Below are 22,498 nucleotides of genomic sequence, written 5' to 3' on the forward strand. Positions count from 1 at the left end.
CATGACACCCAGTTTGTTAGAACATATCAATTCTGGTAAAACAGTAGAAATTGAGGGTTTGAGCTTTTTCTATCTGGATGAAGGAAAAGGGGAAGAGATCATTCTTCTCCTTCCCGGATTTTTGACTACATCGTATAACTACCGTAAATTGGTAAATTTGTTATCCACTCACTACAGAGTAATTGCCCTTGATTTTTTAGGGACTGGATTTAGTACAAGACCCGATGGCCCACTTTCACACAGGCTCCAGGCTCATTACCTGGCTCCCTTTTTAGAGAAGGTGGTGGGAGATAAAAAAGTCCATGTTGTGGCTTTTGATTATGCACTTCCTATCCTTTGTTTTACTTTTAAAGAACATGCCACACAATATAAATCCTTATCTATTTTGGGTGGATTTATGAATTTGCCAAAGTTTCATTTTTATTTCCCCTTACATTTTTTACGTTTGCCAATCATCGGGGAAGTGTTTTCTTTTTTGTTTCGTCCACCACTCCTTCGTTTGTTTTATAAATTGTTTTTAGTCAAAAAAACGCATCACTTAACTTATGAATGGGAAAAGACCATGTATTATTTGTTATTCGGAGGGAAGGCTCGTAAAAATACATTGGAGTTTGTTCGCAATGTGGACAGGTCCACACATGCCTTACGTGAAATCGAAGAAGGAGCAAAAAACTTTGTAGGCCTTCGTCAAATTTATCTAGGTGACGAAGACTTTCGTATTTCGCCAAACCAAACCGAATACATGAAGGAAACACTTAGAACCAGTAGTCTTGTGATCCTTCCTTCCAAACACCTTCCGATGGAAGAATGTCCAGAAGTTGTTTATGAAAAACTCCACTACTTTGTAGATTCTTTCTCACATAAAAAAACAAAAACCTTTCACTTTAATAAACAAAATAAGGAATGATATGGAACGAATCATCTCGAAGATAAACCCACAGGCATCCGAATTTGTTGCCAATCGTACGTCATATTTAGAAACCATAGTTCCCATTCGTAAAACCATCGATCAAGTGAAGTTAGGTGGTGGCAAAAAAGCTCTCGAAAAACATAAATCTCGAGGAAAACTTACGGCAAGAGAACGTATCGCCGAACTCATCGATGTTGGAACCGAATTTATGGAGATTTGTGGTCTTGCGGGAGAGGGAGTTTATCCTGATCCGGTTCCCTCTGCTGGGATCATCACAGGAATTGGAAAGGTAGAAGGTGTGGATTGTATGATTGTTGCCAATGACGCTACAGTCAAAGGCGGAACCTACTATCCACTCACGGTTAAAAAACATGTCCGTGCCCAGGAAATTGCAGAAAACAACTCCCTTCCTTGTATCTATTTGGTGGATTCCGGCGGGGCTTTTTTACCCATGCAAGATGAAGTGTTTCCTGACAAAGATCACTTCGGTCGGATTTTTTTCAACCAAGCAAGAATGAGTGCTAAAGGAATTTCTCAAATAGCGGTCGTTATGGGGTCATGCACTGCGGGTGGTGCTTATATTCCTGCTATGTCTGATGAATCTGTGATTGTCAAAGGAAATGGAACTATCTTTCTTGGTGGGCCACCACTTGTAAAAGCGGCAACGGGGGAAATTGTCACTGGCGAAGAGTTAGGTGGTGCCGATGTCCACTGTCGTGTTTCTGGGGTGACTGACCACTTTGCAGAAGATGATTTTCATGCTCTTGCTATCACTCGTTCTATCATTAAAAACATAAATTCCAAAAACGAATCTATCCCCAAAGAAACAGAAGAACCTTTGTATCCCGCTGAAGAAATTTATGGAATCATTGAAAGGGATTCCAAAAAATCTTATGATCCCAGAGAGATCATTGCACGGATTGTGGATGGTTCAAAATTTCATGAATTTAAAAGGTTATATGCCACAACCATTGTGACTGGATTTGCTGAAGTGTACGGGTATCCGGTAGGAATCATTGCCAACCATGGAGTTTTGTTTTCCGAGTCTGCGCTCAAAGTTTCCCATTTTATCGAACTTTGTGATCAAAGAAGAATTCCACTTTTATTTCTCCAAAACATCACAGGGTTTATGGTGGGGAAAAAATATGAAAACAATGGGATTGCTCGTGATGGGGCAAAAATGGTAAACGCAGTTTCCACAACCACCGTTCCAAAACTAACAATTGTTACTGGTGGTTCTTATGGTGCGGGAAATTATGGGATGTGTGGTCGTGCCTTTGGTCCAGAATTTTTATGGATGTGGCCCAATGCTCGGATCTCTGTGATGGGCGGAGAACAAGCAGCCAATGTTCTTTGGACAGTCAAAAAAGACCAAAAGGAAGCAGCGGGAGAAGCAGTTTCACCAGAGGAAGAAGCCATTTTTAAAAAACCAATTTTAGAAGATTATGAAAAAAAATCTTCAGCCGTGTATAGTTCGGCTCGGCTTTGGGATGACGGGATCATTGACCCTGCCGATACAAGGAAAGTTTTAGGAAGAGCTTTGTCTATCCTTAGCAGAAGGAAAGAAGAAAGAAAACCATTTGGTGTCTTTCGAATGTAATTTTTGTCTTTTCATTTCCTTTTAGGATGCAAACTAACTACAAATGATCATTCACGAGAAGTCATCCAATCAAGTTGCCATCATCGCAATAGAAGGCGAGGTTGATTTGTACAATGCAAAAGAATTGAAAGACATTCTGGATGACAAAATGCGCAAACACATATATGAGATTGTTGTGAATCTCGAAAAAGTTCCCTTTATGGATAGTTCTGGAATTGGGACTTTGGTGACAGCCATGTACAAACTCAAAAAATATCACGGTAATCTAAAGATATGTAGTGTTCATGGATCTGTTGCCAAGGTGTTCAAACTTACAGGAATGGAAAGTCACCTGGAAGTTTTTGATTCAGAAGAAAATGCCGTCCTTTCTTTGGTAAAGGAAAGAGAATCAATCGAGTAACAAACGCTTACGATTAAGGCAGTTGTAAACCGACCTTTACTTTTTCCATCACATCCTTTCCTTCCAATATTTCTAAGATATACAAAGCAAATTCAAAAGCAGAACCTGGGCCCACGCTCGTATGGACATGGTTATGTGATTCTATTCTTTGGCCAGTATACTTTCCTCCCTTTCCTTTTGCCAAATCTTCGGAAGAAGGAAAAGCGGTATAAGGATCATCCCCTGAAATGATGTCTAAATTACGTAAGGCGCTTGGAGCCGCACAAATGGCACCGATGAGTTTTTCCTCTGAATGAAAAGATTTTAGAATTTTACTAATTTCCAGATCGGCCATCAGTTGTTTGGTCCCTTCCAGGCCACCAGGAAGTAGGATGGCATCAAACTGGTCTGGTTCGATTTCCGAAAAAACTTTGTCAGCTAAGTGCAGAGTTTTCCGCGAGGCAAGGATGGGATCTTTTGTTTTTCCACCGGATACCACTTCAACATTTCCTCTTCTCAAAACATCGATTAAAATGATGGCTTCCATTTCTTCAAAGCCGGTGCAAAGTGGGATAAAAACTCGTTTTGCCATAGAAAGACTAGTTTAACTTTGTACAAAATGTTCAAGTTTTTTTGTAAAAAAACGATTCCAAGAAATGAGAACTTTCCTGGAACTTCTGGGGTCTCATATAGTAGGAGAGATAGTTAATTGTCTATGATTGATAAAAAAACGAATCCTTTACGTTACTTAGCGATTGCTTTTAGTTTTTTACTTTTGGGAACATTTTTGTCACCCATTCTTACTTGTGGAAATTCTTCCGAAAATCCTCTGCAACTGAAAGCAGATGGAAGTGATAAATTGTCCCCAGCACAAACACAAGCTGTGGCACTGGAAGATGCCTTCCAAGAAGTATTTGATAAAGTGTCCCCAAGTGTGGTTTCGATTGCCACGGAACGGACGGTAAACGTCCAACAACATCCATTTTCTGGAGATCCCTATTTTGATCATTTTTTTGGACGCCCCGGTGGTGGATCGGGTCGAGTGATGAAACAAAAACAAACAGGACTTGGTTCTGGAATTGTTTTGAATGATGATGGTTATATTATGACAAACCACCATGTGATCAAAGACATGGACAAACTCACAGTGAAGTTTAAAAACCAAAAAACCTTTGAAGCCAAAGTGATTGGTTCGGATGAAACCATGGACATCGCCTTACTTAAGATAGATGCCCCCAAGGGAACACTTCGTCCGATTGTTCTTGCCGATTCCAATAAAGTGAAAGTGGGGAACTGGGCCATTGCCATAGGTGCTCCTCTTGGATTTGAACACTCATTTACAGTGGGTGTTGTTTCTGCCGTTCAGCGTGGTGGGATTGATTCTTCAGGACTTTCTTACATCCAAACTGACGCTGCCATCAACCAAGGAAATAGTGGAGGCCCACTTCTCAATATTCGCGGAGAGGTGATTGGGATCAACCGTATGATTGCCTCTCAGTCTGGTGGTTCTGTGGGGATTGGATTTACCATTCCGATTAACGAAGCTCGTCGGGTTGCAGAAGAGATCAAAACAAATGGGAAGGTAACTCGACCTTGGATTGGTGTAGGTCTTGATGCGATCAATGAAGAAGACATCGAACAACTCAAACTGAAAGACAACAAAGGTGCCATTGTCCGCCAAATCATGAAAGGGTCTCCTGCTGATAAAGCTGGTTTAAAACTCTTTGATGTGATTGTGGAGATGGGTGGAAAAGAAATCCAAACACCGGAAGAACTCATTGGTTTTGTTCGGTCTGCAAAAATTGGAAAACGAATCGAGATAAAAATCATTCGAAATAAAAATGAAATCTTGACTTCCATCACTCCAGAGCAGAAACCCAATTGAGGTGAGTTTAAGAGAAGATTGGATCCAACCGGCCGAAGATGAACCAAACCTTCGGCCTACAAAATTATCCGAATTTATCGGGCAAAAAGAGGTTTTGGCCAATCTCTCGGTATACGTGGAGGCGGCTCGCAAACGTAAGAGCCCCCTCGACCATGTTTTAATTTCAGGTCCACCGGGCCTTGGAAAAACCACACTCGCCAATATCATCGCCAACGAATTGGCGGTGGCCTTCACTCCCACTTCCGCCCCTGCCATCTCCAAAGGTGCAGATTTAGTTCGATTCCTTACCCTGCTCAAAACCAATGAAGTCCTTTTTATTGATGAGATCCACGGCTTTATCAAAAAACAGGAAGAACTCTTGTATCCCGCAATGGAGAACTTCTTTGTGGACCTTGTGGTTGGCGAAGGAGTCACGGCCAACGCCCTCCAGATCCAACTCCAGCCCTTTACTCTTGTGGGTGCGACCACACGCTCGGGACTTGTCAGTGATCCCTTAAAGTCACGATTTGGAATCCATCTGAAACTTGATTTTTATACGGATGGGGAAATGCAAATCATCGTGGATCGTTCGGCTAAACTTCTGGGAGTAAGTCTTGGTGATGGTGTTGCTTTTGAGATTGGAAAACGGAGTCGCAAAACTCCAAGGATTGCCAACCATCTTTTAAAACGGGTTCGTGACTTTGCCGAAGTTAAAAATGAAACCTCTGTTAGTTTAGATACTTGTCGGTTTGCCTTTGACCGAATGGGTGTGGACCATCTGGGCCTCGATGCTGTGGATCGTCAAATTTTGGACATTCTCATCCATCGTTATGGCGGCGGGCCTGTGGGAATCAAACCCATTGCTGTCGTCCTAGGGGAAGAGGAACGCACCATTGAGGACACGTATGAGCCCTTTCTTGTCCGAGTGGGCCTTATCGACCGCACACCGCAAGGCAGGGTGGCAACGAAAAAGGCTTACGAACATTTGGGACTTGTGTATACTGGAAATACCGGGGAAAATCGCGAAAATGGCCCAACTCTCTTTTGATTTCCGATTGCCTGAAAAGGAAGAAGGGGAACGTAGACTTTTCTTCGCCTTCACCTTTGTCATCCTCATAGCCTCATTTGTTCTCGCTCATCTCATCACTAGAAATATGCTTTGGAAGATGTTGGCTGATGAACAAGCTTCCGAAATGTTAGGACCAAAAGAACAAGAAAAAATTTACGAAGTTCTCGTAGAACAACAGTTCATCAATCCAGACAAAAAAGACGAATACAAAGCACTCTCTAACAAGGATTCGTCGGGTGGCGGTGGGCTTACAGAAAAACAAGGGTTTCATACTCTCACCCAGTTCCGTGAATTTATCATGGGAAGTTCTGCCTCCACTCCGAGTAAAGCCCAACCCAAATCGGAACAATCCAAAGAAGAAGAAATCTTTGAAGTAGGAATTTTTAAAGCAGATCCTAAAAGTAATTCTAATTCAGAAGAAAGCCCAAACCAATCTGCAAGTTCTGGGCATATGACAAAAATTCCTTTTAACTATAGATTCCAACAGGATTTTTTGTTTCGATGGGACGGAGCTAAGGCGCTCACCATTCCCACCAAACAACTCGCAGGTTATTACTATTTTAAAAATATGTTAAAACGAATTGAGGAATCTTTTGCTCCCCCTGGTGGTGGAAACTATGCTTATCGTGATATGGCAGGTGTTGTGGCAAGAGAAGGAATTAAAGAAGGTGAAACTAAAGTTTTATTTATGTTAAGTGAACAAGGACAAGTTTTGGACGTACGACTTGTGACTTCGCAAGGCCAGGTGGTAGTGGACCAAGCTTGTATGGATTCCATTCGGGGACAAAACTTTGGCCCGGTACCAGAAGAAGTGAAATCCAAAGGTCTTATCTTTGGGATCAACTTCATCTTTCCCGGTATCCGTTATTACCGTTAGTTGTTAATCGGTAACTAAACTACAGCCATACTCTTTAGAAAGATACTTTGCCGTATTGGACCGCCCGAGTCCTTTTACCGTTACCGATCTATTTTCTTTGTCGAGTTTGAATTCACTAATAGGAACCCATTGGCGAGCAAAGTCATGGCACTGGTCTTCTGAAAGTTCCATCACAAAGTAACAACTACAATACTCTTTGGAATAAAAACTAGAGATAATGGAAGGAAAACTGGAGAGATGTTTCCAGTTCCATTGTGCCCAAAACAAAATAAATAAAAACAACAAAGAAAGGATCACAGATATTTTTCTTTTCATAAGGTTACCGAATTACAGACTCTTTCACTAATTTTAAAAAATCATTTTTGATGAATGCCTTTTCGCGATCATCTCCAAACCGAACAATGATTAAATCAAGGCTTGGAATCACATACAACATTTGTCCCCAGTGCCCAAGACCAGCAAAAGTATCCTTTGGTGCATCGGGCCATGGTTCGTGGATTCCTCTTTCGGGAACTCCTGTGTTGGCATACCAGTGGGCGGTATAATTGTCTTGTGATAAATCTTCGGAGTAAGGTGTGGATTTGTATCCGGGGGCAGGTGTTCTTGTGAACTGCACCCAACCTTCGGGTAACAGACGTTCTCCGTTCCAAACTCCATCATTTAAATACAGATAACCAATTTTCGCCAAATCTTTGGCAGTCATATACAAATAAGAAGATCCCACATAAGTGCCAGAACCATCTCTTTCAAAAGTAACATTGGTGATTCCTAGAGGTTTGAATATCTTTTCGAAGGGGAGTTTGTCATATTCTTCTGCACCATATACTTTTTTCAAAATGGCAGAAAGAATATTGGTATCACAACTAGAATAATACACCTGTGTTCCTGGTTCTGCACGAAGGGGAAGGTCTGCACAAAAGGCCCCCATATCTTTACGACCTCTTGTATACAACATGGCAATGACCGATGATTTGAGTGGACCACTTTCATATCCTTCTTCTCCCGCAAGTCCTGAGGACATATTGAGAAGGTGTCTAATCGTAATTTTTTTGTGGGCTTCATCATGGCTTAATGGTTCATAATGATAATAACCAGGATCGTCCAATTTAACTAACCCTTGTTTGACTGCGATTCCATACATGGTTTGCAAAATACTTTTGGATACCGACCAGGTTAAATGGACTTTGTCTTCCGAAAAGTTTCTCGCATACTTTTCATAAATGAGTTTTCCATTCCTTAAGATGACAAGCGCATCGGTCCTTCTCCCTTTTCTATCTGTTTCATCTCCCGTTCGCGTGAAGGCATATTCCTCTACTAACTTAAGTTTGCTAGAAGATACACCAACAGATTCAGGAGATACTACTTTCCAATTGGGACTTGGCCATTCTGGTTTTAAGCGAGTTTTCAGTGTGATAACTTCTGGTTCACCACCGAAGGGAGAAAGGTCTTTGCCACAATGGACAAAAGCGAGTAAAAGAAGGATACAGATAAAACTTTGTTTCATAGAATTCCTGATTCAGATTCGTTTCAGAATTCTATGCGAGTCTTAATCGTTTGCAAAGGAAAAAAGAAAAGGATTACGCTTTTTCTGCGTAACCTTTTAGTTTTTGTACCATGGAGAAAAGTCCGTTTCTTCTTGAGATCGAAAGAAATTTTGCAAGGCCAACTTCTTCTATGAAACCTAGTGAGGCATCCGCTATATCTTTCGGAGATTGTCCTGAAAATACCCGTATAAGAATGGCGATTAGTCCTTTTGTAAGAGCCGTGTCACTATCCGCATCAAACTCTAATCTTCCCGCTTCTAGTTTTGGTGCGACCCAAACTCGTGATTGGCAACCAGGGACAATATATTCTTCCGTTCGTTTTTCATCTGGATAGGGGGGGAGTTCTTCACCTAACTCAATTAAATATTGAAACTTCTCTTCCCAATCGGTAAGATCTGAGAATTCCGCTATGATTTCTTTTTGGATTTCCTCAATGGACTTATTCATGTTTGGCATCCGGAGTTGGAATCTGGGCAAACTTATCTTTTTTTCTCATATAAAACTTGTTAAAGTTAGCCGTAGTAAGATTTTTTAGCTCCACACGATTCACTGTGGAAACAGTGAGCTCATACAACTCATCGTTAGATTTAAAAAAATAATCCATCCGAAGTTTTTCTTCTAGAATGTATTCTACATCATTCCAAATCAATTTTTTGGATTCAAAATCTACGTACAAACATTCAGGAGGTTTGGTGAGAACATAACAAAACTCACCGGCCTTCGGAACCCCCTTATAAAACAAACCACAGCGGGAAAAAGAAACGGATATAAATATAAAACAAAGGATAAACTTTTTCATAGTAGTAAAACTTATCCTCAAATGTTGGGGAACGAAACGAACTAGTGCTGATACCAAACCAATCATTCTTTTTTTTCCGGTGTTAGATCTAGTTTGGTTTTGGCTCCTGGTTTTTCCGCAATCATCTTGGTTATGAGGAGGGGGATCTCCGCATTCTTTTTACCAGAAGAAAGGTAAAAGTCCTCCAATAGATCAATTCCTTTTTGGGAAAGATTTTGTAAGTGAAAGATTGTGGCTTCTGTTATGATAGAAGTCTCTGTAATCCGATCGGGATTGTTTGACTTAGTTTGCCTCAGTAGTGACAAAGCCCCTACATAATCTTTTTTATAATACTTTCCAAGACCGCGTAAAAAATTCTCTTCTCTTGGTGTGAATTGAATTCCTGCTTTATAACTTGGATCTTTTGTGATTGTGATCAGTTTGTCGAGCCCAGTTGCATCCCCAGCTAACATTGTGTTGAAGGTAAGTAACCAAATATAAACTGTTTGGAACTCAGGCGAAAGTTTAGAACGATCCAAATTTCCATATTCGGTGATGAGTGTTTGGGGTCTTTTGACATGGCGATGTGTTTCCCCAAGGAACAACAAAACTTTATTGTTTTCCCAATCAGAAAAGGGAGAAGAGGAAAAAGATTCGGCAGTCCTTGCATTCCAAAATACGGAGTCCAAAGTAGAATCTGCAAGGACGGAGGATCCAATAAAATCTTGGAATTCGGATCCTAAATGCAAAATCAAACTGTCATGGTCAAAATAAATTCCAATTCTATATAAATTCCAAAATAAACTGCGCGCAATCAAATGAAAGGCAACAGGATCTGTTGGATCTTTTTCGGAATAGGTGGTGGTTATCGATTGGAAGTCTTCTATATCTTTTTCTTTCAGATTTCCTGATTTCCAGAGTTCAATTGTTTTTTCTTTGGTTTTTTCTGCCCTGACACTTTGGTCTTTTGCAAAAAGAAAATAAATTTCTTTTCTATAGGTAAACCCTAACACGGACAGACCAAGCGCTAAAACCAATAGAAATAGCGGTGTCTTTGATTTCTTCTTTCTGTGCGGTTCGTACCGGGAGTAAATCGCCATCGTTGGTTCCCATTTTTTTTTGCCCTCCCCACTTGACACGGCTTTTTCTTTGTGATTTAGTGAGAAGGGTATGGAAGATGACATTTTAGAAGATGACGAATTCGAAGCTGATAGCCTTAACGAAGACGTCGTAACGTATGCTTGCGAGGATTGTGACCACCGTTGGGAAGCCGAAGGAGAGGACGAATACCTCGATTCTTGGGAACTGATCTGCCCTATGTGCGGATCTGCGAATATCACCGAACTGTAATTTGACTTATTTTCAGTATATTTTTGGTTTTTTGATTCTACCTTCGCTCCTTTGGGGCGAGGCCTCCGGTTTTTCGACCCTCTATACAGAATTCAAAAAAGGAAATTATGCAACTGTTTCCAAAGGGTCCCTCCAATATTTGAACGCACCCGATGGAGAGAAAGATCCCCGTATTTTTTTTCTCTATGTTTCGACTGAGGAAAATTGGTCCCAACTGAAAACTAAGGTGGTCCGTGAAATACCACCTAACTTTAGGTCATCGGTCCACTATTGGAATGCCATTTACCTATTTATGGAACGAGCTTTAGTGTTTGGCGAATCGGATTTACTTATTGAATGGGGTAAAGAATTTCAAAAGTCTGGAAAACAGAGTCCAAAATACAACGATGCATTACTCTTGTATGGCCTTGGACTGATGGATTTAAAAAACGAGTCAGAGGCAAGGAAGGTCTTTTTAGAAATTGAATCCAACGCTCCCTCCAAACAGGTGTTATCTCAATTAGAAGAAATTAAGTCTTCAGGTAAATAAATGAAAGGACTACGTGTATCACAAGGTAAGTGGAAAGGGAAAGAAATTCCATCCCCACCAGATGTATCGGGACATTTAAATTTTACCAATAGTCTTATGAAAAAAGCCATCTTCTCTCTTATGGACTCTCGTCTCCTTTCTTGGGGTCTTAGTTTTGAATCAGTTTTGTTTTGTGATTACTTTTCTGGAAGTGGACAAATTTCTGCCGAAGCTTATAGTCTATCTGTCAAACGACTTTTGACTTATGAGTTAGACCAAACTAGGTTTAGACAACTCCATTCCCTTTTTCGTGGTCTCACGAACGTTCAGTTGTTTCGAAAAGATGCAACCAAACATACGTTAAAGTGGGAATTGGGTGAGGAAGAGGTATATATTTTTTATTTAGATCCACCATACACATATTGGTCGGAAACCCCCGTCCGCATGAAAGAGATGTTGGAACAATTATATAACTTTTGTATATCTACAAAAAAACCTTTTTTGATTTTATGCCAAATTCCGGAACGGCAAGCCATTGATAAAATTTGGGCTTCGGTTCCTCATAAGGTGAGGGAGTATGGAAGCCACTCGATCATCGAAACAGGTTATGAAAATGCCGAGATCACCTCTCGGTAAAATAAATCGCTTCGATTTTGGATCCATTCGAAGTTTAATTTCTATTGTTGGATTTGCATTCCTATTCATCGGGTCACCTCTTTGGTCTTTACCCACGTATGAAGAAGTAAAATCTAACTATAAACCTTCTGACATACAGGTGTTTGATCGCAGTGGTGAACTTGTCCAAAGGTATCGAATCCAAAATGTATACCGATCCGAAGAATGGACAGATTATTCTAAACTCCCTAAGTTTTTAGTTGAGTCAGTTGTTTATGCAGAAGACAAACGATTCTTTGTCCATGGGGGAGTGGATTCGAATGCTTTGGTTTCCTCCTTATTTGGAAATTTCACCGGATCCTCGCTTCGTGGTGGATCTACAATTACCATGCAACTCGTTTCTCTCTTGGATCCGGAATTACAACCTAAGGAATTCAAACGTAGGTCAATCTTTCAAAAACTAAAACAAATCCAACGGGCAGTAGAATTGGAAGAAACTTGGACTAAGGAAGAAATTTTTACTGCCTATATCAATTTGATTTACTTTCGAGGTGAATTGAAAGGAATCACTTCTGCAAGTAAGGGACTATTTCGAAAATCTCCAAACGCACTGACACCTAACGAAACTTATGTGTTGTCTGCCCTCATTCGTTCTCCCCAAAGTCCCATTGAAAAAGTTGTGAAACGGGTTTGTTTACTAAAAATGGAAAGAGATGGGGTAGATGATTGTGTCGCTATTTCTCATTTAGTGAGAGAATCCTTATTTCGTAATTTGGACTATCCCCAGTATCCTTCCTTTGTTCCTTTATTCACAAAAGCTTTATTAGATTTTTCCAAAGCAGGTGGATATTTGAATTCGCAAGTATCATCTTCCTTATCTTTAAACTTCCAAAGAAAAGTAGAAGAGATCTTGAAACGAAATGTAAAGACCCTTGCCGATAAAAATGTTAAGGATGGGGCCGTCATCGTAATCGATAATCGAACAGGGCAGATTCTTGTTTATGTTCCCAATATCGGAGAAGAAAGTTCTGTTGCAAAACTAGACCTCATTCGAAGCAAAAGACAAGTGGGTTCTACTCTAAAACCATTTGTCTATGCACAGAACTTCCAAGAAAATAAACTAAACTCCGATTCGATTCTGTCCGACTCCCCTGTGGGAATTCCTGTTTACCAAGGAATCTATCGGCCGTTAAACTATGATAAATCTTATAAGGGAAATGTAACGGTAAGGCAAAGTTTAGCTTCTTCACTCAACATTCCCGCTATCCGGGCTTTGTCTTTTTTAGACATCAATGAATTTGTTTCTGTGTTAGAGAGGTTAGGGATCACGGGCCTTCGGTATCCAGAGTTTTATGGACCTTCTTTGGCACTGGGAACGGCAGATATGACTCTACTCGAACTCACAAATGCCTATCGCACTCTCGCCAATGCGGGAGTTTATTCTGAATTTACTTTCCAACCTACCAAAAAAAGTCCTTCTTCTCGAAGAGTCTTTTCGCCTACAGTAAGTTACATGGTCTCAGAAATCCTTTCTGACCGCGAGGCTCGGTCTCTTGGGTTTGGATGGGATAATTATTTATCAACATCTTATTATACATCAGTCAAAACAGGCACAAGCCAAGATATGAGAGATAATTGGTGTATTGGTTATTCGGAATTTTATACAGTAGGTGTTTGGGTCGGAAATCCTACAGGTGCTCCGATGTTGGATGTTTCAGGAATTACAGGTGCTGCTCCTGTTTGGCGAGAGACAATGGACATTCTACACGAGACTCTAGATTCAAAATTAAATCCACCTGCGTTTGAAAATCCAACAGAGAAAGATTTTAGTCTGTCTAAGGACGGAACGATAGAAAAGACAAAGTCGACAAAAATCCTTACTCCCGTGAACGGAAGTATTTTTGCATTGGATCCAGATATTCCTTTGGGCCATCAAAAAATCCTCTTTACTTTCAGTTCCTACGAGGTTTCGTATTCTTATTATTTAAACGATGAAAAGATTGGTTCCGCAGGAGGGCCCTACCTCTGGGAACCAAAGAAGGGAGAATATCGTTTGCAAGTAAAAGATAAAGATGGCAATGTTTTGTCTCTTTCTTTATTTGAAGTTCGGTAACATAAAATGTCAAAACCAATCAAGTACAAACATAAATTTACCCAACAAGTTGTTTGGGGTGAGATGGATGCCTTCGGGCATGTAAACAATGTTACTTACGTCAGATATTTTGAATCTGCCAGGGCCGATTATTTTACAAAGGAAAGTTTATGGGATTCCCCACTAAAGCCTGTTAAAGCAGGGCCGGTCCTCACTCATTTGGATATGGATTATCGCAAACAAGTTGTGTTTCCTGCCACTTTAGAAATTACTTTAGAAGTGGATTCTATTTCCTCTAGGGCCTTTACTGTGATTTGTTCTATGTGGAATGAAAACGAGGAATGTGTTCTGACCGGGAATGCTGCTTTCGTTTGGTTTGATTTTGAATTACAAAAACCATCGGCTCTTCCTAACCATTTTAAAACAAAATTTGGATCTAATCATTTGGTATGATAAAACAATCCATCCAAGAACGATTTAAACTTGATGATGAGGTAATGAAGATTTCAAGAATCTGCCTTGTTGTATTTTTTAGTTTTATCGGTTTTGGAGTTTTTGCACCTACAGATGAGTTGGGATTGTATGATCCCAAGTGGATTCGTATCTTACATGCCACTGTAACCTTATGTTTTTTCTTTGCCACTTATGTATCTGACTGGGTTCGTAAACAAATCCAATCCATTATGTTGTTTTTCTTTTATACCATGAGTGCCCATTCTCTCATCCTTTTGTATTGGAACTCACTGTACATTGGTTATCTGGTAGGAATGATTTTAGTGCTCTCTTGTATCGGTGTTAGTTTTGTGGATAGAAGGTCTCTTGTTTCTTATTTGGGAACTGTATCTTCTGCTGGAATTATCATTGGCCTTTATACAAAAGAACCGCAAGTGGATTTGCCGTTGTATCTTTCGGCCATCAGCACACCAGCCCTTGTTTCCTATTTAACACTCAACATTCGACTAAGTTCTGTTGAAAAACTTCGAATTTCAGAATCCCAACTCAAAGGATTTCAAGATCGTATGTTAAACGAATTGGATTTGGCAAATGAAACCCAATCCAATTTGGTAACTACCCAGTGGCCTAAAACAAAAGGTGTGAGACTTCATTCCTTTTTTCGATCCTTTGATCAAGTGGGCGGAGACGCCATAAGTTTTCTGGAACGAGAAGATGGAAAGTTAGCACTTTTTTTTGCCGATGTTTCTGGTCACGGAATTGCCTCCGCTATGGTTTCTGCTATGGCAGTCCTTGCTTTTAAAATTCATGGAAACCAAACAGAACCCTCTGCTTGTCTAAAATCCATTCATTCCGACTTGCAATCGTTAGTTCCAAATAATCACATCAGTGCTTGTGTATTGTTTGTAGATACAATCACAAGAGAAATCCAGTATTCCATAGCGGGTCACCCACCTCTCATTCGAATGGAAAAAGACTTGGATCCGAAGTTTATGGAAGGGATCGGGACTCTTATTGTATCTTTTTTAAAACCCAATCTAAAAGATTTTTCTCTCACACCCAACCCAGGGGATCGTATTTTGCTCTATTCCGATGGAATTTTGGAAGTTTTTGATGACGCCGGTGAGATTTATGGAGACGAACATTTACTTTCTTCGGTAAAAAATCATTCTGACAAAAAAGGTGAAGAATTTTTGAATGCTCTATATGAGGACTCAATGTCATTTTCGGCAAAACGAATTTCCGACGATATGAGTATGTTATTATTGGAATTTTTATGAATTTGTTGTTAACACCCTTTCTTTGGTTCAAAAAAGAGTTCATTCCTTTTCGCACTTTAGATCGTTATTTATTTTTAGATTTTTTTAAAACCTTTATCGGAACTCTCATCATGCTTACTTCCATGATTGTGATTTATAAATTCACAGATGTAATGAAGTATTTAGTTTCTTCGAAAGTAAACCAAGCACATGTTTATTTGCATGTTTTGTATTCGTTACCATCTATGGTGGATCAGGTGGTGGCGCCGGCTCTTATGTTTTCCGTTTGTTTTGTCATCGGTCAATTCAGTGTAAACAAAGAACTTGTGGCGATGATGGTTGCAGGAGTTTCCTTTATTCGAATTATTACTCCAATTTTATTTTTTGGAATCTCCATGTGGCTGATTATGACTCTCTTTGGCCAAACGGTTGTGATTCCGGCCAACAAACAAGCACAGATTGAATATAGTATTATGGCTAAGGGTTCCAACCGTCTGATCGATTTTGTATACCAATTGCATATCAAAGGAAAAAAAGGATTCTATTACGTTTATTGGATCGATGAAAAAGAAAAAACTGTAAAAGGTGGATTCAATTATATTGAAATCACTCCCGATGGTCATCCAACCTACACTGTATCTTCACAAAAAGCAAAATTCATTCCCTCACCACACAGTTGGGTTTTGTATGATGCCGAAGAAGTCAGGTTCAATGAGAATCTAGAGCTTGTGTCTCGGATCAAGTATCCCGAAAAAACCTATGACTTCCCAGAAGACTTAGCTTATTTTTCCAAACCCATTCGCAATCCAGAGGAAATGAATTTTTTTGAATTAGCAGATGAAATCGAGTCCAGGATCACCAAAGGAATTCCCTTTCGTAACGTAATCATCCAACAACATATGGCATTTGCTATGCCACTCATGTCTTTTGTTGTTGTGGCACTCGGAGCCCTTGCTGGTGCCATCACCAAACGTTCTGCAGGTGTAGCAAGCCTAGGTCTTACTATTGCTGTTGTATTATTGTATTATATTTTGAATTCGACTGCTAAAACGTTGGCTGAAAATGGGGCTTTACCGATTTGGATCGGTATGTGGATGACACCAGTCATCTTTACCTCAGCGGCGTACTATTTGTACAGACGAATGAATATTTAAATCCTTTCGTTTGTATTTCATTTTTCATTTGAAACTATTAAAATTTTGGAAAGTGTTTCCCGCGTGCCTCTAAGGCTACGCGAGAATTCTAGCGGTTAAGTTAAAAACACTCGTTTGTAAAGATCAGTTTGTAAAATCCCTTTTGGATCATACTTTTTCTTCAAAGAATAAAATCTTTTGAGATTTTCTTTTGGAAAGTAAGATTCCATCACACGTTTGCGTAGTGTTGAGTCCTTCGCAAAGTAAAATCTACCTTTGTATTTCAAAACAATTTCATCCATTTCATGGCATAAAGACCAAAGTTTTTCTCTGTTTCCTTTAGTAACAGGAAAGTCCATTGCCATAGAAAATCCATCCACTGCATGTGTTAATAGAAAAGGATCTGGTTTGTGTTTTTTGAAAACAGATAGATAGTTTACGATTCCTCGTTCTTGGCAAATGGTGAAGATCTCACGGAATGCTTGTTTGGCGTTCTCTTTGGGGATAAAAACTTGGTATTGGATCATTCCGCCAGGTTTGTAAACAAACTTCCAATTGGGAACATAGTCCAAAAGAAAAGCATACTCCGCATGACCTTGGTAATAAGCCTTATGATTTACAAGAATACTCGCAATGCACTTCGCCAAATTGATAAGGCGCATTCCCAAATTAAAACTAAAGGGACGCATAAGAATCCACATCCATTTTTTAGGAATCACATAAAATAGGCGAGAAGGAAGGTGTTGTCTTTCTAATAAACAGTTCCCAGGAAAATCAGGATCTTCTCCTTCTTTTAAGTTGGTGGCCTTGTGGATTTGGCCTCTTCCCATGGCTTTGCCCGAAGCAAAGGCATCAATCCAACCTACTAAATAATCGGAAGATTTATAATGTTCTTCAAAATAAGTAAACAGTTCATCAAAGTTTCTAACATACACCGGATCAATTTTCATCTTACCTGCGTAAATCGGTTTCATTTTTATTTGTACTGTTAAAAAACAACCTAACATACCAAAACCGGAAATGGCAGAATAAAAGAGGTCAGTATTTTTTTTAGGAGAACAAACTAAGATATCCCCTTTGGCAGTAAGGAAAGTAAATTCTTTGATATGTTCACCGATGGTTCCAACCTTGAAGTTGTTTTTTCCATGAATGTTCATAGAAAGGGCGCCACCAAGGGTAGGCATCATGGTTCCAGAGACTACTGGAGGCCAATATCCATTTTCAATTCCTGTTTCCCAAAGGTCTTTGATTCGGGCTCCAGACTGGACTGTCATCACACCGGTTTTTAAGTTAAAATCTAAAACTTTATTGAAGCGAGTTAGATCCAAAACAATTCCATCTGTATTGGTGGAAGCATCTCCGTAACTACAACCACCACCACGTAACGCAATTTTGGTGCCAGTTTGGTTTGCCCATACAAAAAGTTCTTTGATTTCTTCTTCTGTTTCTGGATGAAATACAGAGGAAAGAGAAAAGGAACTCATCCCCCATGCTTCGACTTTTTCCTTTTTGGGAACTTTCACGTCAGGAATGGATTTTGTTTTTTTTGCGACCATGTTATATACTCAGTTTTTTAAAAATGAAATTGGGAATGTTACGGATGATAAGACCAACCAAAGCCCAAATCCCAGGAACAAACGCTTCGTCTTTTCCATTCGCTACAATCGTACGAATTTTTTCGGCAGCTTCTTCGGCTGTGATTGCTTTCAGTAATCCTTTTTCCGGAAGTTTCAAACCCTTAGTCATTTCCGTAATCACAAATCCAGGTTTAATGGTTGTTACTTGGACATTGGATTCTGACAATCGGTTGCGAAGTGCTTCAAGGTATGTGTTGAGTGCAGCTTTGGAAGTATTGTAAACTGGATTTCCTTTGCGGCCTCGTTCTCCCGCAATCGAAGAGATTCCTATAATTTTACCAGATTTTTGTTTTGTAAAATAAGTAGCCACGGGATTTAGGAAAGCAACGGCACCTAAAAGGTTAACATTTAACATTTCTAAGTCTTTGGTCGTATTGTATTCGTTAGGAGAGATTTCAGGCATCACACCTGATGCAAAATACACTTCGTCCACATTGCCGAGTAAACTGACTGCTTTCCCGAAGGTTTTTTCAGCTGTGGAAAACTTTGTCACGTCAAAGACCAAAGGGAAGGCTCTTTTCTCTTTTCCTTGGTTGGCTTTTTTGGCAATGGATTCTAGGGACTTTTCCCTTCTGGCCAAAAGAACCACGGAATTCCCCGCGTTCAATTCAGCTTCTGCTATGGCTTTTCCGATCCCACTCGAGGCACCGACGATGATTATTTTTTTCCCCATGTTTACGTTTTTTTGGTTTAATCGAATCTGGCAAGTGGTTTCAATAGAGTTGTGCCCGTAATTGAGAGAATCCTGATCGACGGGATGAATCTGATGTATAAATATCCCGATTTGGCTTTTTGTTTGGGGGAATACCGATTACAAGATGCCAGGGATGGGTTACTTCTCCACCTCAAACGATTTTATGCTAAGAAGAAACATTCTAAAATTTTAGTATTTTTCGACGGAAAAAAGGATCTTACCTCTGATTGTTATTCAGAAGATTGGGGTGAATTCTCTATCCATTACAGCCATGAGAAAAAAGCCGATGAACTCATCATTGGATACCTCAATTTATATCCAGTACCTTCACAGTGTTTGGTGATTACCTCCGATAAAGAGATAGTTAGTTTTGCTCGTAGGCTTCGGGCCAAACGAATGACCTCAGAAGAATTTTACGCAGAATGGGTCAAAAGGGAGACCGAAGAGGACGAAACGGAATTTAATCACCTGAAAGAAGGATTGACACCAAGTTCAGAAACCGATTACTGGGAGAGACAATTCCTTCCTTGATATGTTGTTCAACTCAATCCCATTTTTAATCTTCTTTTCCATTGTTTATTTGCTCTATTGGGCCATCCCCAAAGAGATCCGAAAATATTTCCTGCTCCTTTCGGGGATTGGTTTTTATGCCTACTTTTCTTTGGCACTGACTTTCCACTTTTTTGTAGTTATCAGTATCAATTACCTTTTGTATCGCAAAATCAAATTCAGTCCTACAAAGTTTTGGGTTGGATTTACAGTTGCACTCAACCTAATCAATTTAGGATTTTTTAAATATATTTATTTTTTCAGTAAGGTTCTTGCTGATCTAACAAACTATCCGTTCTTTAAACAAGTTCCTGATCTCATTCACATTGCCTTACCACTTGCGATTAGTTTTTATACCTTCCAAGTGATTGCCGCAGCTGTTGATACTTATCGTGATTCAACAAAACCTATTGTTAAAGTAGAAGATTACTTTTTGTTTGTGGCTTTTTTCCCTGTTTTGATTGCCGGACCCATCATGAGGATGTCTGATTTTTTTCCGAACTTAGACAAACTCACTCCAAACAAAGAAAAGATGTATCGAGCATCGTATTTACTTATGTCTGGGCTTGTGAAAAAAGTACTCGTTGCAGATCCCATGTCTCTTACCATCTCACCTGTGTTTGGTTCTCCTGCCGAATATGATTCTTTTTCGTTATTCATCGCAGGAGTTTGTTATTCGATCCAAGTTTACAGTGACTTTTCTGGACTCACTGACATGGCAAGGTCCATTGCTTTGTATTTAGGATTTGAAACACCTGAAAACTTCAAAGCTCCCTTTTTCTCAACATCTGGACGAGAGCTTTGGAAACGTTGGCATATCACACTTTCTTTTTGGCTTAGAGATTATATTTATTTTCCACTCGGTGGTTCGCGTAAAGGGGAACTTCGTACCTACTTAAATCTAATTGTCATTATGACACTCGGGGGATTTTGGCACGGAGCTGATTATACTTTTATCTGTTGGGGATTTTATTGGGGAGTGATTTTGGCGGGTGAAAGATATTTTGAAGACAATCTTGGTTGGAAGTTAACACCACAAAAAAACAAATTCTTAATTGTTGTAAAAGCCCTCATTGTTTTTGTTTTGTTTTCTATTTCCGGTTTAATGTTTCGTTCGAACAATGCATCAAATATGGTGGACCATTTCCATGGTATCTTTACTCACTTTTCACAAAGTTTGGAAGCCATGTTTGTCGGCGATTCGAACGAGTGGTTACTTTCTGCCACATCATTATTTGGAACCGGGTCTTCTTTTCGATTCCAACACATTGAAAACTTAGAACGAATTTTTTATACGTCTATTGCCTTACTATTTTTCCATCACATCCAGTATGTTCCTGAGTTTTGGGATCGAATTCGAAAACATGATTTGTGGTTGGTTCCTGTGCTTGGAATTATCACTGTATTTCTTCTCGCTACTCTTTCCCAAGATGGCGGAGAATTTATTTACTATAAGTTTTAGGAGATATTGTGGATTTAATTCGTAATCGATTTTTATTAGTCCCGTTCTTGGTTGTCTTCCTTACGTTTTGTTTAGACAAACTATTACTTCTCGAAAATGTTCATACTTATTTTTCAAAGTCTCTTTCTGACATTAACTACATCCAAAAACAACAGTTATATGAAGATTTGAAGGTTTACCTATCAAACAAAGACCGAGACAAAGTATTGGTTTACTTTGGCAACTCTCGTGCTCTTTTGTTCGACAATGAATACATTCATAAAAAATATCCTGGTTGGGTTATGTTTAATTTCTCCGTACCGGGAGGAAAACCGGATTATGTATTACAATGGATGGAACAATTCCATAAAGACAATGTAAAACCTGATTTCTTTTTGTTTGATCACTCAGTGGAAATGTACAATTCGACAGCTACTTTAAAAGTAGATGAAACTTTGACAAACGGACTCAATGTATCTTTTGTATTAAAACATTTTTCGCTGTTTTCAACGGATGATATCTCAACACTGATCGCAAAACGGATGTTTCGTGCCTATCAATACCGTCCTAAGTTAGAAGTCATCATTACAAGGGCCAGAAACAAAGAATCGTTTTTGTTTCCCTATCGTGAATTACGTAGCAGTTTGATGGAAAACTTAAATAGGGGCAAAGGTTCGGCTATGACACCCGGAACCCACCAATCTGTACTTCCACCTGAATTATTAAAAAAATCTGCGATTGGGGATTTTCATTCTTATTTGGTTCCATTCCGATTTTCAGACAGCATTTTGAGTTTCACAAACCAATCCTTGGAACTGGCAAAACAGTTGGGAGTACCATCGGCAGTGATTTGGGTTCGACTCTCATTGCCCTACATGGATCATATTCGAAACTTAAAGGTTTCTGTGGGAGAAGGTAAGGTGGATACGGTGTACCATGATTGGTACCCGAGGATGGTTGCCTATCATAATCAAAATGGAATTCCTTTTTGGAATATGAACGATGACCCGACGTATACCTGCAACAACTTCAGTGATGCAGGTCACATGTCACCAACTTGTTATGATGAGTATACCGATTATATTTTTAAAAATCTAATTCAGTCTTTTGTAAAGGGTGCCCGATAAAATTCCGTGCGATTCTGAACATCGTTGGGTGAAAGTTTTTCTGGATCTGTTGGATTTGGTTTGGTAGGATTTTGTGGTTGGGGTTTGGTATTGTTTTCTTTATCCACTGAATATCCATAATAATACCCATGGACAATTTCCACTACAGAGACGGGAGTTTCGGAGTTTACATTTTGAATTTCCACAGTGATTTCTTCTGGAGGCGCTAACAATTCGAAGACCCACTGTGCTTCGGCTTCGATCTTCTCTTTTCTTAAGATGGTTGGATTTTCGTTCTGTCCGTTACCAGAATACACAGTAAGAACCCACTCTTTTAATTTTCCATCAGTTGCCACACCAATGCCAATGGACTGAGGGGACGCCTCTCCCGCTTTTAAATCAAATCGAATGGCACCACCTTTAGAAACGGCACCATAAAGTCTTTTTTTGGAAAGAGTAGGGTAGAGAGCCAAATCCTGGATTCTAGTTGTGACTTCCTTCACATTTTGGCTCAGAACGGATGGTTCGGAATGAAGGACTTGCATTGAAGCCAATGTGATTCCAACCGATGCAATCAAAGAGTATCTCATTCTCCTAATAGGACTAAAAAATGGGATTCCTTACAAGCAAAAGAAATAGA

Annotated in this window: 25 protein-coding genes; 16 read left to right on the forward strand and 9 right to left on the reverse strand. The window is 39.6% G+C overall.

What is annotated here, in order from left to right; translation table 11 throughout:
• Position 1: 1 nt before the first annotated feature.
• Genes LEP1GSC199_RS19300 through LEP1GSC199_RS19310 form a run of 3 tightly spaced genes read left to right on the forward strand, consistent with a single transcriptional unit; the run spans position 2 to position 2,910 of the window.
• Positions 2-907, forward strand: a complete 906-nt coding sequence (locus tag LEP1GSC199_RS19300; protein ID WP_002991113.1) for an alpha/beta fold hydrolase — start codon at positions 2-4, stop codon at positions 905-907.
• A gap of 1 nt (position 908) precedes the next feature.
• Entirely contained in the window at positions 909-2,510 is a 1,602-nt protein-coding gene (locus LEP1GSC199_RS19305) for a carboxyl transferase domain-containing protein (RefSeq protein ID WP_002990749.1), read from the forward strand.
• Between the two features lie 43 nt (positions 2,511-2,553).
• Entirely contained in the window at positions 2,554-2,910 is a 357-nt protein-coding gene (locus LEP1GSC199_RS19310; RefSeq protein WP_002990850.1) for an STAS domain-containing protein, read from the forward strand.
• 13 nt (positions 2,911-2,923) lie between these two features.
• On the opposite strand, the gene LEP1GSC199_RS19315 is transcribed toward LEP1GSC199_RS19310, so the two are convergent.
• Complete coding sequence (locus LEP1GSC199_RS19315; protein WP_002990638.1) at positions 2,924-3,481, reverse strand: DJ-1 family glyoxalase III; 558 nt, start codon at positions 3,479-3,481, stop codon at positions 2,924-2,926.
• Positions 3,482-3,604: 123 nt separating this feature from the next.
• On the opposite strand from LEP1GSC199_RS19315, the gene LEP1GSC199_RS19320 reads away from it, so the two are divergent.
• From LEP1GSC199_RS19320 to LEP1GSC199_RS19330, 3 genes are read left to right on the forward strand one after another with little or no spacing between them, the layout of a single operon-like run.
• Positions 3,605-4,774 carry a trypsin-like peptidase domain-containing protein gene (locus LEP1GSC199_RS19320; protein WP_039927479.1) on the forward strand — a complete coding sequence of 390 codons (1,170 nt, stop codon included), beginning with the start codon at positions 3,605-3,607 and terminating at the stop codon, positions 4,772-4,774.
• 1 nt (position 4,775) lies between these two features.
• Complete coding sequence (gene ruvB, locus LEP1GSC199_RS19325) at positions 4,776-5,801, forward strand: Holliday junction branch migration DNA helicase RuvB (protein ID WP_002990643.1); 1,026 nt, start codon at positions 4,776-4,778, stop codon at positions 5,799-5,801.
• Complete coding sequence (locus LEP1GSC199_RS19330) at positions 5,782-6,699, forward strand: energy transducer TonB (protein WP_002991079.1); 918 nt, start codon at positions 5,782-5,784, stop codon at positions 6,697-6,699. Before ruvB ends, LEP1GSC199_RS19330 begins: the two co-directional genes overlap by 20 nt.
• A gap of 3 nt (positions 6,700-6,702) precedes the next feature.
• Here LEP1GSC199_RS19330 and LEP1GSC199_RS19335 read toward each other — a convergent pair whose 3' ends face one another.
• The 5 genes from LEP1GSC199_RS19335 to LEP1GSC199_RS19355 all read right to left on the reverse strand — a co-directional run bounded on the left by LEP1GSC199_RS19335 (position 6,703) and on the right by LEP1GSC199_RS19355 (position 10,034).
• Positions 6,703-7,014, reverse strand: coding sequence for a hypothetical protein (locus tag LEP1GSC199_RS19335; protein WP_002990847.1), 312 nt, complete (start codon positions 7,012-7,014; stop codon positions 6,703-6,705).
• 4 nt (positions 7,015-7,018) lie between these two features.
• Positions 7,019-8,203, reverse strand: a complete 1,185-nt coding sequence (locus LEP1GSC199_RS19340; protein ID WP_002990579.1) for a serine hydrolase domain-containing protein — start codon at positions 8,201-8,203, stop codon at positions 7,019-7,021.
• 73 nt (positions 8,204-8,276) lie between these two features.
• A complete protein-coding gene (locus tag LEP1GSC199_RS19345) occupies positions 8,277-8,690 on the reverse strand; it encodes a SufE family protein (RefSeq protein ID WP_002990801.1) in 414 nt (137 codons plus the stop codon).
• Complete coding sequence (locus LEP1GSC199_RS19350; RefSeq protein ID WP_002990635.1) at positions 8,683-9,042, reverse strand: hypothetical protein; 360 nt, start codon at positions 9,040-9,042, stop codon at positions 8,683-8,685. Before LEP1GSC199_RS19350 ends, LEP1GSC199_RS19345 begins: the two co-directional genes overlap by 8 nt.
• 62 nt (positions 9,043-9,104) lie before the next feature.
• Positions 9,105-10,034 carry a hypothetical protein gene (locus LEP1GSC199_RS19355; RefSeq protein WP_002991089.1) on the reverse strand — a complete coding sequence of 310 codons (930 nt, stop codon included), beginning with the start codon at positions 10,032-10,034 and terminating at the stop codon, positions 9,105-9,107.
• A 157-nt stretch (positions 10,035-10,191) separates the two neighbouring features.
• On the opposite strand from LEP1GSC199_RS19355, the gene LEP1GSC199_RS19360 reads away from it, so the two are divergent.
• The 7 genes from LEP1GSC199_RS19360 to LEP1GSC199_RS19390 are packed head-to-tail and all read left to right on the forward strand — an operon-like array spanning position 10,192 to position 16,452.
• Positions 10,192-10,371, forward strand: coding sequence for a hypothetical protein (locus LEP1GSC199_RS19360; protein ID WP_002991115.1), 180 nt, complete (start codon positions 10,192-10,194; stop codon positions 10,369-10,371).
• Position 10,372: 1 nt separating this feature from the next.
• Positions 10,373-10,900, forward strand: coding sequence for a hypothetical protein (locus LEP1GSC199_RS19365; protein WP_002991081.1), 528 nt, complete (start codon positions 10,373-10,375; stop codon positions 10,898-10,900).
• On the forward strand, positions 10,901-11,515 hold the full coding sequence (locus tag LEP1GSC199_RS19370) for an RsmD family RNA methyltransferase (RefSeq protein ID WP_002991046.1): 615 nt from the start codon (positions 10,901-10,903) through the stop codon (positions 11,513-11,515).
• On the forward strand, positions 11,493-13,607 hold the full coding sequence (gene pbpC / locus LEP1GSC199_RS19375; protein WP_002991098.1) for a penicillin-binding protein 1C: 2,115 nt from the start codon (positions 11,493-11,495) through the stop codon (positions 13,605-13,607). The genes LEP1GSC199_RS19370 and pbpC overlap by 23 nt, the downstream gene beginning before the upstream one ends.
• 6 nt (positions 13,608-13,613) lie before the next feature.
• On the forward strand, positions 13,614-14,039 hold the full coding sequence (locus LEP1GSC199_RS19380) for an acyl-CoA thioesterase (RefSeq protein WP_002990796.1): 426 nt from the start codon (positions 13,614-13,616) through the stop codon (positions 14,037-14,039).
• Positions 14,036-15,319, forward strand: coding sequence for a PP2C family protein-serine/threonine phosphatase (locus LEP1GSC199_RS19385; protein WP_002990973.1), 1,284 nt, complete (start codon positions 14,036-14,038; stop codon positions 15,317-15,319). Before LEP1GSC199_RS19380 ends, LEP1GSC199_RS19385 begins: the two co-directional genes overlap by 4 nt.
• The gene (locus tag LEP1GSC199_RS19390; RefSeq protein WP_002990743.1) at positions 15,316-16,452 is read left to right on the forward strand and encodes an LptF/LptG family permease; all 1,137 of its coding nucleotides are present in this window, start codon (positions 15,316-15,318) and stop codon (positions 16,450-16,452) included. Before LEP1GSC199_RS19385 ends, LEP1GSC199_RS19390 begins: the two co-directional genes overlap by 4 nt.
• 95 nt (positions 16,453-16,547) lie before the next feature.
• Here the strand turns inward: LEP1GSC199_RS19390 and LEP1GSC199_RS19395 are convergent, their stop codons facing one another.
• Both LEP1GSC199_RS19395 and LEP1GSC199_RS19400 read right to left on the reverse strand, forming a co-directional pair.
• A complete protein-coding gene (locus LEP1GSC199_RS19395) occupies positions 16,548-17,987 on the reverse strand; it encodes an FAD-binding oxidoreductase (protein WP_002990975.1) in 1,440 nt (479 codons plus the stop codon).
• 1 nt (position 17,988) lies between these two features.
• Positions 17,989-18,741, reverse strand: coding sequence for an SDR family NAD(P)-dependent oxidoreductase (locus tag LEP1GSC199_RS19400; protein ID WP_002990740.1), 753 nt, complete (start codon positions 18,739-18,741; stop codon positions 17,989-17,991).
• A gap of 51 nt (positions 18,742-18,792) precedes the next feature.
• Between LEP1GSC199_RS19400 and LEP1GSC199_RS19405 the strand changes: the two genes are divergently transcribed.
• From LEP1GSC199_RS19405 to LEP1GSC199_RS19415, 3 genes are read left to right on the forward strand one after another with little or no spacing between them, the layout of a single operon-like run.
• Positions 18,793-19,293 (forward strand): NYN domain-containing protein, encoded by a 501-nt coding sequence (locus LEP1GSC199_RS19405; protein WP_269746544.1) that lies wholly within the window; start codon positions 18,793-18,795, stop codon positions 19,291-19,293.
• Between the two features lies 1 nt (position 19,294).
• Entirely contained in the window at positions 19,295-20,773 is a 1,479-nt protein-coding gene (locus LEP1GSC199_RS19410; RefSeq protein WP_002990947.1) for an MBOAT family O-acyltransferase, read from the forward strand.
• Between the two features lie 8 nt (positions 20,774-20,781).
• A complete protein-coding gene (locus tag LEP1GSC199_RS19415; RefSeq protein WP_002991031.1) occupies positions 20,782-21,879 on the forward strand; it encodes a DUF1574 domain-containing protein in 1,098 nt (365 codons plus the stop codon).
• Here the strand turns inward: LEP1GSC199_RS19415 and LEP1GSC199_RS19420 are convergent.
• On the reverse strand, positions 21,852-22,448 hold the full coding sequence (locus LEP1GSC199_RS19420) for a hypothetical protein (protein ID WP_232420854.1): 597 nt from the start codon (positions 22,446-22,448) through the stop codon (positions 21,852-21,854). The two genes, LEP1GSC199_RS19415 and LEP1GSC199_RS19420, sit on opposite strands and share 28 nt — an antisense overlap.
• Positions 22,449-22,498 lie beyond the last annotated feature (50 nt).

The organism is Leptospira vanthielii serovar Holland str. Waz Holland = ATCC 700522 (genome assembly GCF_000332455.1).
Classification (GTDB): Bacteria; Spirochaetota; Leptospiria; order Leptospirales; family Leptospiraceae; genus Leptospira_A; species Leptospira_A vanthielii.